The organism is Pseudomonas sp. NFACC46-3, from assembly GCF_900114515.1.
In the GTDB taxonomy this organism is placed as follows: Bacteria; Pseudomonadota; Gammaproteobacteria; order Pseudomonadales; family Pseudomonadaceae; genus Aquipseudomonas; species Aquipseudomonas fluorescens_Q.
This window is the reverse complement of the sequence record NZ_FOTH01000014.1, coordinates 54,922-67,081: the sequence shown is the minus strand read 5'-3', so window position 1 is coordinate 67,081 and position 12,160 is coordinate 54,922. Positions and strand designations below refer to the sequence as shown.

At 60.6% G+C, this 12,160-nt stretch carries 10 protein-coding genes; 3 read left to right on the top strand and 7 right to left on the bottom strand.

The window, feature by feature from the left end; translation table 11 throughout:
• Window positions 1-30: 30 nt before the first annotated feature.
• Both BM300_RS15745 and BM300_RS15740 read right to left on the bottom strand, forming a co-directional pair.
• Window positions 31-657 carry a glutathione S-transferase family protein gene (locus BM300_RS15745; protein ID WP_092463265.1) on the bottom strand — a complete coding sequence of 209 codons (627 nt, stop codon included), beginning with the start codon at window positions 655-657 and terminating at the stop codon, window positions 31-33.
• 125 nt (window positions 658-782) lie between these two features.
• On the bottom strand, window positions 783-1,685 hold the full coding sequence (locus BM300_RS15740) for a LysR family transcriptional regulator (RefSeq protein ID WP_092463263.1): 903 nt from the start codon (window positions 1,683-1,685) through the stop codon (window positions 783-785).
• A gap of 243 nt (window positions 1,686-1,928) precedes the next feature.
• Between BM300_RS15740 and BM300_RS15735 the strand changes: the two genes are divergently transcribed.
• A complete protein-coding gene (locus BM300_RS15735) occupies window positions 1,929-4,142 on the top strand; it encodes an LTA synthase family protein (RefSeq protein WP_092463261.1) in 2,214 nt (737 codons plus the stop codon).
• 52 nt (window positions 4,143-4,194) lie between these two features.
• Here BM300_RS15735 and BM300_RS15730 read toward each other — a convergent pair whose 3' ends face one another.
• Together BM300_RS15730 and rarD are read right to left on the bottom strand one after the other, a co-directional pair.
• Window positions 4,195-5,184: an aspartate-semialdehyde dehydrogenase gene (locus tag BM300_RS15730; protein ID WP_092463259.1), complete on the bottom strand. Its 990-nt coding sequence runs from the start codon at window positions 5,182-5,184 to the stop codon at window positions 4,195-4,197.
• A gap of 61 nt (window positions 5,185-5,245) precedes the next feature.
• The gene (gene rarD, locus BM300_RS15725; RefSeq protein ID WP_092147571.1) at window positions 5,246-6,175 is read right to left on the bottom strand and encodes an EamA family transporter RarD; all 930 of its coding nucleotides are present in this window, start codon (window positions 6,173-6,175) and stop codon (window positions 5,246-5,248) included.
• 245 nt (window positions 6,176-6,420) lie between these two features.
• Between rarD and ftrA the strand changes: the two genes are divergently transcribed.
• Complete coding sequence (gene ftrA / locus BM300_RS15720; protein WP_092463258.1) at window positions 6,421-7,449, top strand: transcriptional regulator FtrA; 1,029 nt, start codon at window positions 6,421-6,423, stop codon at window positions 7,447-7,449.
• Here the strand turns inward: ftrA and nudK are convergent.
• Window positions 7,406-8,002 carry a GDP-mannose pyrophosphatase NudK gene (gene nudK, locus BM300_RS15715; RefSeq protein WP_092147565.1) on the bottom strand — a complete coding sequence of 199 codons (597 nt, stop codon included), beginning with the start codon at window positions 8,000-8,002 and terminating at the stop codon, window positions 7,406-7,408. The two genes, ftrA and nudK, sit on opposite strands and share 44 nt — an antisense overlap.
• 192 nt (window positions 8,003-8,194) lie before the next feature.
• Here nudK and BM300_RS15710 point away from each other — a divergent pair, with 192 nt between their 5' ends.
• Entirely contained in the window at window positions 8,195-10,084 is a 1,890-nt protein-coding gene (locus BM300_RS15710) for a methyl-accepting chemotaxis protein (RefSeq protein ID WP_092147563.1), read from the top strand.
• Window positions 10,085-10,091: 7 nt separating this feature from the next.
• Here BM300_RS15710 and nadE read toward each other — a convergent pair whose 3' ends face one another.
• Window positions 10,092-10,928: an ammonia-dependent NAD(+) synthetase gene (gene nadE / locus BM300_RS15705; RefSeq protein WP_092463256.1), complete on the bottom strand. Its 837-nt coding sequence runs from the start codon at window positions 10,926-10,928 to the stop codon at window positions 10,092-10,094.
• Between the two features lies 1 nt (window position 10,929).
• Complete coding sequence (pncB, locus tag BM300_RS15700) at window positions 10,930-12,159, bottom strand: nicotinate phosphoribosyltransferase (protein WP_092147557.1); 1,230 nt, start codon at window positions 12,157-12,159, stop codon at window positions 10,930-10,932.
• Window position 12,160: the final 1 nt, after the last annotated feature.

Below are 12,160 nucleotides of genomic sequence, written 5' to 3'. Positions count from 1 at the left end.
CTGTTTGGGCAGGGTTGCCTATTCAACGGCTCATGAATGCTTTTGCAACCCGACAACCGTACGCGGCATGCCCACGAACCCGGGCAAGGCTTCGATCCGCGCCAACCAGGCCCGCACATGGGCATAGTCCTCCAACGACACATTGCCTTCCGGTGCGTGGGCGATGTAGCTGTAGCCGGCGATGTCCGCGACAGTCGCAGCGTCACCCGCCAGATAAGCACGGTTGCTCAATTCTTGATCAATAACTTTCAGCACGTTGTGGGAACGGGCGATCACGTCCTCAGCGTTGTAGGCCGCGCCAAACACCGTGATCAGTCGCGCCGTGGCCGGGCCCGCATGGATCGGCCCAGCCGCCGCCGACAACCAGCGCTGCACCCGGGCGGCGCCAACAGGATCGGTCGGCAGCCAGCGACCCTTGCCATATTTGTGCGCCAGGTACACCAGGATCGCGTTGGAGTCCGCCAGCACCACGCCGTCATCGTCAATGACCGGTACCTGGCCAAACGCATTGAGCGCCAGGAAGTCCGCCTGTTTGTGCGCGCCCTTGGCCAAGTCGACGAAGACCTCTTCGACCGCTAGCCCGAGCAACGAAAGCATCAATTGAACGCGATGGGAATGGCCGGAAAGCGGGAAGTGATAGTGCTTGATAGGGTTCATGGTCGACTCCGCAGGAAGTGACGCCATCAGCACAACGGCGTCGATGGGGTCATCTTCCGCTCCAGGCAAAACCAAGAGAATCACCCAGAAATGCAATCCATTGTTTCAGCCAGCGAAACAATGCTTCAACCGCTCAAGGCCGGATGTTCGCGCAGTGCACCGACGACGAAATCGACAAAACTGCGGACCCGCGCCGGCGCATTTCGCCCGCCCTGGTACACCACATGGATCGGCAGAGGCGGCAATTCAAAATCGGCCAGGACGATTTCCAGTTCCCCGGCCGCCACGTTGCCTGCCACTTGGTAAGACAGGACCCGCGTCATCCCCAACCCCTGGCAGGCGGCGGTGATCGCGGCCTGGTTGGCCGTCACCACCAGCCGAGGCGCGGGCCGGACGGCCAACGGTTGGCCTGAATCGATGAAGGTCCAGCTTTTGACCTGGCCAATGGCCGAGGATGCCACCACGGGCATTCGCTCCAAATCCTCCGGATGCCGGGGCCGCCCGTGGCGTGCGAAGAAATCCGGGGAGCCGCACACCACTCGCCGTACTTCACCGACCCGCACGGCGTGCAGGTTGCTGTCCGGCAGTTCGCCAATGCGCAGGGCAACGTCGATGCCCTCCTCCACCAGGCTGACCGTGCGGTCCAACAGCAAAGCGTTGATGCTGACCTCAGGGAACCGATGCAAGTAATCCACCAGCAGCGGCGTGACGAACGACTGACCGAACAGCACGGGCGCGGTAATCGTCAACTGCCCCCGGGGTTGGACGTGGCTGCCGACCGCTGAATCCTCGGCTTCCTGCAAGTCGCTCAGGATCCGGCGACTGTCCTCGAGAAAGCGCTGGCCAGCTTCGCTCAAGTACACGTTGCGGGTGGTGCGCACCAGCAATGGCGTGCCGATGCGTTGCTCCAACGCCGCCACCGCCCGCGTGACGCTGGCCGCCGACAGGCCCAGGCGCCGGGCTGCCGCGGAAAAGCCCGATGCCTGGGCCACGGCAAGGAAAACCTGCATTTCCTGGAACCTATCCATCCACTCCCCCATGAAGCATTTTGATACAATTCTCGGCGTACCCCAAACCAGCGCTGCTGCGGCCGTGGTAGAGGCATGAGCCAGTGAACCACAGCGTAGCGCAGCCGGACACCGGGACATTGGCTCGGCCAGGGGCGATTACCCTTGGTACCATCCCGCTCCATGACAATTTCATGACCGAAGGAAGAACCTTCTGTGGGTGTGTTGTTCAATGGATTGGCTTCAACGAAAGGCCTGTGTCTTATGAATATTTTTTACCGCGCTTTAAGCCACCCCCGGATCGCCCTCATCGCCCTGATTGGCTGCGTATTATTCGTCCCTATGGGCCTGCGTCTTGCCCTGGACTGGTCCGACCCGCTGGGCTATCTCTCGGACCTGGGTATCGGCGGGTTGCTGATCGTGCTGCTCAATCGTCGTCCCGTGTGGCTGGCATCCCCGGTATTGCTGGCCTGGAGCGCGTTGACCCTGGCCAGCATCGAGTTGGTCAGTGCGGTCGGGCGGATGCCCAATCCTTCGGACATTCATTACCTGACCGACCCCCAGTTCGTTGGGAACTCCACCAGCGGCGGCTTCGCCCATCCGTGGCTGGCCGCGACCCAGTTGGCAGCGCTGGCGTTCTGGCTGATGACCCAATGGACCAGCCGCCCACGCCAGGCGCCACGTTTGCCTCGTCACGCCTGGGCCGTGCCTGTGTTGCTCCTGTTGAGCCATGGCGCGCTGCAAGCCTGGCGCCCCAGTGAGGCGGACCAATGGAATGTGTTCAACCTGCCTCACCAACTCGTCACGGCGGGTATCGCCGCCGGGCAGGACCACGCCCGGCAATGGCTCGATGGCGATGCCGTGGACCCAGCCCCGCCCATGGCGGGCCTGACCCGCCTGGACCTCGATGGCAACAGACTGCTGGCCGGACCGGGGCGTGCACGCAACGTCCTGGTCATCGCCCTGGAGGGTATTCCCGGGGCCTACGTGGGCGCCAACCGCCAGGCCTTGAAAAGCAGCTATCAGGAAAACCTGATGCCACACCTCAGCGCCTGGGCCGAGCGCGGCATGAACACCCCCGATTACGTCCTGCACAGCCACCAGACCATCCGTGGCTTGTACGCGATGCTGTGTGGCGACTACGACAAGCTCGACGACGGCACGCCCAAAGGTGTCGAAATGCTCAACCAGACCCAGCGCAACCAGGCCTGCCTGCCGGCTCAGTTGCGCCAGAACGGCTTTTCCACGCACTTCCTCCAGGGCGCGGGCCTGCGGTTCATGGCCAAGGACCGGATCATGCCGCACATCGGCTTCGACACGACCCTGGGCATGGAGTGGTTCACTCGCCCCGCCTACCTGGAATTCCCCTGGGGCAAGGACGACAAGACTTTCTTTGAAGGCGCGTTGGACTACGTCGGGCAACTGCAACAAGCGGACAAGCCCTGGATGTTGACCCTGCTGACCGTGGGCACGCACCAGCCCTACTCGGCGCCGGATGACTACCTGCAACGCTACGACACCGCCAAGCAGGCAGCGGTAGGTTACTTGGACGATGCCCTGGAAAACTTCCTCGCGGGCCTGGAGCGCCAGGGCATCCTGGACAACACCCTGGTGGTCATCACCTCGGACGAATCCCATGGCATCGACGACGTGCGGCTGGCCTCGTCCTGGGGATTCAACCTGACGCTGGCGCCGGAGCCGTTGCCCCGGATCAAGTCAGGCACCTACGGCCACGTCGACTTGACCGCCTCGATCCTCGATTACTTCGGCTTTACGGTGCCCACGTCGTTGTCTGGCCGCTCGATGTTCAGGGACTACCCAACGGGCCGGGAAATCATGTCGTTCACCAACGGCAAACTGCGCTACCACGATGGCAAGGGGACGTTCACCGAGTGCGATTTCCTCCAGCATTGCCGTTACTACACCAGCGAAGGCTTCATCGCCGACCGCGCCACCTACGGCGGGCAATACAGCGGCCAGCGCGCCAGGCTGATCGGCGCCCGGGCCACGGCCCTGGACCAGACGCTGTTGCGCACGCCCTTGAACCAGCATTATCAATTCGGCAGTACGGATAAAATCCCGCTGCCGGCCCAGGTCACCAACGACTGGACCGACAACCTGATCGGTGCCCAATACCTGGAAATGCCCAAGGGTTCGCAGACCCGCGTCAGCCTGACCATCCGCGCCGTGGACGCTGATCACGCCGCCTACATTTCCCTCAAGGCCAAGGAGTTCGAGCAGGATGTGTCGATGGACCTGCCGACAGACGTGGCGGTGACACCCGACCAGCCGCTGGTGATGAACCTCCGTTTCGACAACCCGCAGCAGCGCAAGGCGTTTTCCTTCCATCTGCTCGGTCATGGCGTCGGCGCCATCGAGATCAGCGACTTCAGCGTCGTGACCGAACTGCCGGACCAGACCGACCAGCCGCAATACCTGGACGATATGCAGGAAGACCGCGAGGCCCAATCCAGTTGAACAAAAAACGCGCAGCCATGGCTGCGCGTTCTAATGTTCGGCTCGTGCTTGATCAAGACTTGATCAATTGCATGATTTCGAATGCGTTCAATGCAGCACCCCGCAGTAACTGATCACCACTGATAAACAGGTCCAGCCCGTGCTCGCCGTAGATCAGGTTGTAGCGAATCCGCCCGACTTCCACCGCATGCTTGTAGGTGGAGGTCATGGGCATCGGATAAGCGCCGAACTCGGGCTCATCCACCACTTCAACCCCCGGCGCCGCGCGCAACAAATCACGCACCTGCGCCAATGACTGGATGGGCTTTTTGAAGCGCAGGCTCAGGCTCTCGGCATGGGAACGCAGGGTCGGCACCCGCACAGCCGTGGTGCTGATAGCCAACCCCGGTTCGTCCAGGACCTTGCGCAGCTCCCAGACCACTTTCATTTCCTCACGGGTGTAACCATTGGCTTCGAACGAATCGACCTGGGGAATCACGTTGAAAGCCAGGTTATGGGCGAAGTGCTCGCTGTCATCACGGTCGCCATAATCACTGAAGGACTTGGCTTTCTCTCGCAGTTCCAGCATTGCCGGCTGCCCCGCACCGCTGGCGGCCTGATAAGTGGAAATGATCGCACTCTCCAACCCGAAGGCCTGATGCAGCGGCCCCAGCACCATCAGCGCAATAGCCGAGGAGCAATTGGGGTTGGCGATCAGTTTTTCGCCCATGTAACGCTGACCGTTGATGGGCGGCACCAGGAGCGGAATCGCCGGGTGATAACGGAAGGCCGAGGAGTTATCGATGACGTAGGCATTTTCAGCCAGACGCTCGCCATACTCCAGGGCGAAGGCCCCGGAGACACACAGGAAGACGATGTCGCACGAGGCGCACCCCTCGACCGAAAAGGCTTCGATCAGGTGCTCGACCTGACCCACCTTCAGGCGCTTGCCCGCCGAACGGCCAGAGGCCATGCACACCACTTCATAATCGGTATTTTCAAGCAATTGCAGCATGGTCATGCCCACTGCACCGGTGCAGCCCACCACGGCGACTTTCTTCATTTCGATTCCTTATCCTGAAAAACCTGCGCCATTCCCGGAAAGTGACAGCGCTGCGGGTATGTCATGCCGTACGCAACTGCGCGGACACGTTGGCGGCTGCCGCTGCACGCTGGGCCCGGATGGAGTTCCAGGTAAACAACGCAAGCGCCAGCCAGATGAACGAAAATGCCGCCAGTTTCAATGCTGAAACCGGCTCGCCATAAACGAACGCAGCCAACAGGAAGTTGCAAATGGGCGGCACAAATTGCAGGAAGCCCAGCGCGATCATCGACAGCTGCTTGGCGGCCAGGCTGTACCACCACAGGGGCAGTACCGTGATCAGCCCCGTGGCGACCAGCAACAGGTCGCGAGTGCCTGACTGCAGGAATTGATGGCCCACGCCGTGGGCCTGTGCCAGCAGCAGGAATACCGCTGCAAACGGAAGCAGGACTGCGATCTCGAGCGTCTGGATAACCACCGGGTCGCCCGGGACTTTCTTCTTGAAGAGGCCGTAGAAGGAATAGCAAAAACCGATGACCAGGGCGATCCAGGGGAAGGAGTGCAGGTTCAGCAACTCGAACGCCATCAGCGTCACGCCCGCCACGGCCAGGAAAATGGCCCAGGTCTGCAAGACGCTGAGGCGTTCCTTGAAGACCAGGCGTGACACCAACATGCTCATGATCGGGCTGAGGAAATAGCCGAAGGCAACCTCCAGCACTCGCCCCGTCATGATTGCGTAGATGTACATCAGCCACCACAGCCCTAATACCGTAGAGACCGTCAGCACGTTGACCGGGCGAACCGTCTTAAGCGTGGAACGCAAGGTTGAGACTCGTGCGGTCAGCAAGACCAGTGCAACGAGAAACAGCTCGGCAAACACCACCCGCCAAGACAGCAGATGGTACGCGTCGAGCCCGGCCAGCGGTTTGTACCAAAGCGGGTAGGATCCCCAAAGCAGCGTAGCGCCGAGCCCGAAAGCCACGCCTTGTCCGGATTCATTTCTGGCTGTCATGGGCCACCTCGGTGTTGAAAGCGCGCATAGCGTTATCCACAACTATTGGGGAGAAGAATGCGCAGCCGAGGAACGACGGAAACTGACAAGGCGTGCCTTGGCAGCCACCCGTTCCGGGCCGACATCGGTCATGCTGCTGTCACCGTCACAAGGCGCAGCCAGCCTGGGTGTTGCCAGCGATTGTAGGAGGGCGGGACAGTCCGCTACAGTGCGGCAGACGACAATAAACGGTAGCTTTACGCCAAATGCTGACACCTCCAGGAACAGTGGCCATCCTCGCCTACGAAGGCCTTTGCGTATTCGAATTCGGTATCGCCCTGGAGATATTCGGCCTGCCGCGTCCGGAACTGGACATTCCCTGGTACACCCATCAAGTCGTGGCCGTCGATCAGGGGCCGATGCGTGCGTTCGGCGGCCTGCAGATTGGCGTCGACGCCGGGCTCGGGGCACTCGAAACCGCACGCACCATCATCGTTCCCGGTTGGCGCAGCCGTCAGGAGCCGCCTCCCGAAGCCCTGTTGCAGGCCTTGCGCAAAGCCCATGCCCGCGGCGCACGCTTGCTATCGATCTGTTCGGGAGTATTCGTCCTCGCAGCCACCGGCCTGCTCGACGGCGAAACCGCAACCACCCATTGGCAATTTGCCCAAGAGCTTGCCGAACACTACCCGCTGATCAACGTCGACCCGAACGTGTTGTATGTGGACGCCGGGCAATTGATCACTTCAGCCGGAAGCGCGGCGGGCATCGACGCCTGCCTGCATCTGATTGCCCGCGACTGCGGCACCCACGTCGCCAACTCGGTGGCCCGGCGCCTGGTCATGGCCCCACAACGCACCGGCGGCCAGGCCCAATTCATCGTCGCGCCCGTGAGCAAGTCGCCACGCAATGAACTAAGCGGTGTTTTGCAATGGATTCGCGAAAACCTGGATCAATCCCCCAGCGTGGGCGACATGGCCGCCCGCGTCGCCATGAGCGAGCGCACCTTCCTGCGACGCTTCATCGAGACGACAGGCCTTGCACCCAAGGCCTGGCTGCAACAGGAGCGCCTCAACCGGGCACGGGAACTGCTGGAAAGCACCGACCAGCACACAGCCAGCATTGCCCAGGCTTGTGGGTATCGCTCGGTGGAAAGTTTCCGCGCAGCCTTCCGCAACGCTGTGGGTTTGCCACCCTCCGCCTACCGTGAACGGTTTGGCAGACGTGAAGCCAGTCCCCAGGCAGCCCTGAAGGCTAATCCAGCAACCGATGCAACTTGGCGTACTGCAACAGCATGATGGTCTTGCCGTCGCAAATCTCACCGCGCTCGATCATGTCCAGGGCCTGATCGAGCGACATTTCCAGCACTTCGATCTCTTCACCCTCGGCTTCCAGGCCGCCGCCTTCGTGCTGCTTGTCTTCGTCGAAATATTCGCCGACGAAAAAATGCACCCGCTCAGTCACCGAACCCGGACTCATGAAAGCGTCGAACACTTTGCGCACGTCCTGGATGATATAGCCGGTTTCTTCCTGGGTTTCCTTGCGGATGCAGGTGTGCGGGTCGTCGTTATCCAGCAGGCCGGCGCAAGTTTCTATCAACAAGTCGTCGTGCCCGTTGACGAAGGCCGGGAAGCGGAATTGCCGGGTCAACACCACGGTCTGCTTGGCCTTGCTGTACAGCAGGATGGTGGCGCCGTTGCCACGGTCGTAGGTCTCGCGCGTCAGCTCGCGCCATTGGCCGTTGCGACCGAGGTAGTCGTAGGTGGTCTTGCGCAGCACGTACCAATCGTCCGAGAGGACTTCGACGTGCTTGATGCGTACGCGATCCTTGATGCCGATTGCCTGTGTCATTTACCCACTCCGTTCGGGACCCGAGGTCCCCTTTGAAAACTCCATTCGCACCTCTTTCAGGCTCACAAGAAAACTCACGATGGCCCATCGTTTTTTCTAGTTCGACAAAATCTGTCCGCTCATTAAATCTTCGACCAGCCCTGAGCCTGCGGGGATTCCATCAATAAAAAAGAAACCGGACGAGAATTCCTCATGGGCATCAATCTGAAATTTGGCCACAAGATTCTTCTGGGTGCCTGCGTCATCGTGATGGCGGTATTCCTGTCTTTCTCGTTGTTCAACGACCATCGCCAGCAAGCCAGCACCCGCGAAGCATTGCACCGCAACCTACAGGCCACCGGCCAGTTGCTGGGCGCGAACCTCGACAGCTGGCTGGCCGGCCGCATCCTATTGATCGAAGGTGCCGCCGAAACCATCGCCGCCGATCCCACCCCGCAGACCATCGGCGCAATTCTCTCCCAGGACATCATTACAAAGACCTTCATCGCCAGCTACGTCGGCCTTGAAGACAGTCGTTTCTTTATCCATCCCGAGCGGGTAATGCCCGACGGGTATGATGTTCGCCAGCGCGCCTGGTACAAAGACGCGGCTCGCAGCCTTGAACCCGTGCTGACCGAACCCTACATCGGTGCCGGTATTGATTACCTGATCATGACCCAAGCGGCGCCGATCAAGGTCGATGGCAAGGCCGTGGGTGTGCTGGGGGCGAGCCTGAGCCTGGAGCAACTCGCCAAAATCATCAATGCCGTGGACCTCAACGGCATAGGCTACGCCTTCCTGGTCAGCGACGACGGCAAGATCCTGGTGCACCCGGACAACACACGAGTGACCAAGACACTCGCCCAAGCGTTCCCCGAAGGCCCGCCGAGCATCAACAGCGCCTTGAATGAAGTGCAGGAAAACGGCCGAACGCGGATCGTCACTTTTACACCCATCAACGGCCTACCCTCGCTGCATTGGTCCATCGGACTTTCAGTGGATAAAGACAAAGCCTACGCCGTACTCCACGCGTTTCGCACTTCGGCGTTGGTCGCCACATTAATCGCCATGCTGGTGACCGTCGGTTTGCTCGGCCTGTTGATCAATGCCCTGATGCGACCATTACGCAGCATGGGCTCGGCCATGCAATCCATAGCCGATGGCGAAGGCGACCTGACCCAGCGCCTGCACAGCCTCTCCCGGGACGAGTTCGGCATGATGGCCGGGGGGTTCAACCGCTTCGTCGAACGTATCCAGCAGTCGATCCGGGAAGTCCTGGCGTCCAGTGTCCAGCTCACCCAATTGGCGGCACAGGTCAGCCAGGCGTCAAACGCATCCCTGAAAAGCTCTGACACCCAAGCGGCGCTGACCCATAACGTCGCCACGGCTATCAATGAGCTTGGGGCCGCAGCCCAGGAAATCGCTCGCAGCGCCGCTCATGCTTCAAGCCGCGCCTCTGATACCAGGGATCAGACCCAGGAAGGCCAGTCGGTGGTGCAGCGCAGTATCAGCGCCATGTCGCAACTCTCGTCGCAGGTGGTCAATACCCGCCAGGACATCGAAAGCCTGAATGAGAAAACGCTGAAGATCGGACGTATTCTCGACGTCATCAAAGGCATTTCCGACCAGACCAACTTGCTGGCCCTTAACGCTGCCATCGAGGCCGCCCGCGCCGGAGATGCCGGGCGCGGTTTTGCAGTGGTCTCGGACGAAGTCCGTACGCTCGCCCATCGCACCCAACAGTCCGCTCAGGAAATCCACAGCATGATTGAGGAACTGCAAGCAGGTGCCGGCAGCGCCGTAAGCGCCATGCTCGAAAGCCAGCGTCACAGCGACGACAACGTCACTACCGCCAGGCTCGCAGGCGAGCGACTCAATCGCGTGCTGATGGGCATCGGCGAAATCGACGAGATCAACCTGTCGGTGGCCACCGCCACCGAAGAACAAACCTCGGTGGTGGACAATCTGGATCGCGACATCAGCCACATCAATGACCTGAACCAGGAAATGGTCGGCAATTTGCAATCCACCTTGCAGGCCTGCACAGAACTGGAAAACCAGTCACGCCGCCTGCAACAAATGGTCAACACCTTCAAGATCTGAGGCTCATTCACAACCGGGTAGGCGGGACGCGGGGCAATGCGCGTTTGTGAGCCGTCTTGAAGTAGGCGCATTCAATGATCTGTCGCGCCTGGGGCGACACTTCTTCGCCCATCAGGTACCCATCGATTTCCTCGTAGCTGCAGCCATACGCCACTTCATCGAGCTTACCGGGTGCCAGGTCTTCCAAATCGGCGGTCGGTGCCTTGCGCACCAGGTTGGCGGGGGCGCCCAGCGTATCGGCCAACAATCTCACCTGAGTCTTCGTCAACCCGGACAACGGGGCCAGGTCGCACGCGCCGTCGCCAAACTTGGTGAAAAACCCCATCACCGCCTCTGCCCCATGATCGGTGCCTACCACCAACCCATTGCTCAGATTGGCAATGGCGTATTGCGCCAGCATCCGTGCCCGGGCCTTGGCGTTGCCTTTGGCAAAGTCGGTGAGTTCAGCCGAAGGCTGCAAGCCATCGATGGCGATACTGCCCATCAACCCGTCAACGCAAGCGGCGATATTGCTGGTGGTGATCACGTCCGGCCGGATGAAGTCCAGGCACGCCTGGGCGTCTTGCTCATCTGCCTGAGCCTTGTAGGGCAACCGGACTGCGATAAAACGCGCCTCGTAGTCTTCCTCTCGCAATTGCTCCACGGCCAACTGGCAGAGGCGGCCGGCGGTGAGGGAGTCGACGCCGCCACTGATCCCCAGGACCAGGGACTGGCAACCCGACTCGCGCAATATCTGCTTGATGAACTCGACGCGGCGGGCAATCTCGGTTGCTTCGCCACCCAGTGTGAGTTGACGGTCGATGCCCAGTTCCCGGGCAATGCGTTCTTGCACAAGCGTAGTCATATCAGGCTCCCAGCTGTGGATTGATCAGGGCGACGTTGAACACTTGGGCGGCGTACCGCAGAAACGAGGCATCCTCGCAGACGTTCTTGATCGGGTCGTCGGAGAACTTCACGACCGGCTCGCCGTGGACCCGCACCAGCTTCATGACGATGCTCAGCGGTTCTACACCGTCGACATCGCAGGCCAGGCTGGTGCCCATGCCAAAACCGAATCTGGCCTTGCCACGAACATGCCGCAGGATCGGCAGGCATTTTTCGAAATTGAGGCCGTCGGAAAACATCAGGTCCTTGGTGCGCGGATCGACGCCCAGTTCCTGGTAACGCTTGAGCACCTTGTCCGCCCAGACGATGGGGTCACCGGAATCCTGGCGCAGGCCGTCATAGAGCTTGGCGAAGTACAGGTCGAAATCCTTGAGGAAGAAGTCGGTGCTGATGCAGTCCGTCAGGGCGATACCGAGGCGGCCGCGATACTCGCGCACCCAGTTTTCCAACGCCGCGTTCTGGCTCTCGCGCAAGCGCCCGAGTTGCTGGTGCACCATCAGCCATTGGTGAGCCATTGTGCCAATCAGCGGGAGATCGAACTCGTAGGCCAAGTGAGCGTTACTGGTGCCGACAAAGACCCCAGGAAAATCGCTGCGCATAATATTCACCACTTCACGCTGGGCCCTGAACGACAGCCGCCGCCGGGTGGAGAAGTCTGAAACGCGAAACTCGGCGAGTTCTTCACGGCTGGCGTTTTTCTCCAGCCATTCGAACTTCTGATACAGCTTGCGGGTGACGTCGGCCAACTCGACCTCGGGGTATTTCTCGCGGTTGCGCAGTTCGCTGACCATCGCCAATACCGGTTGCTCGAACATGATGCAGTGCAACATCGGGCCACGGACGCGGATGTGCAGTTGGCCGTCGACTTCCGAAACGTGTATGTAGCGCAAATTGAAGCGAAACAGGCCGAGAAACTGTTCGAAGTCCGGTGTCAGGTACTCACGAAAACGCTTGTTGAACAGGAACCGCTGCTCTCCCTCACGCAGCTGCAGCCCGGCGAGCTTCTCCAACTCCACGCGAATGTCCGGGATCAGGTGACCGAGGCGCTCCTTGGAGCGGACGATGAATTGGTATTCCACTTCGACATTCGGGTGCTGGTGCAAGACCGCCTGCATCATGGTGAAGGTGTAGTAGTCGGTATCCAGAAGGCTCTGGATGGTGCCGCTGCTTGAATCGAATGCGCTGTCCATG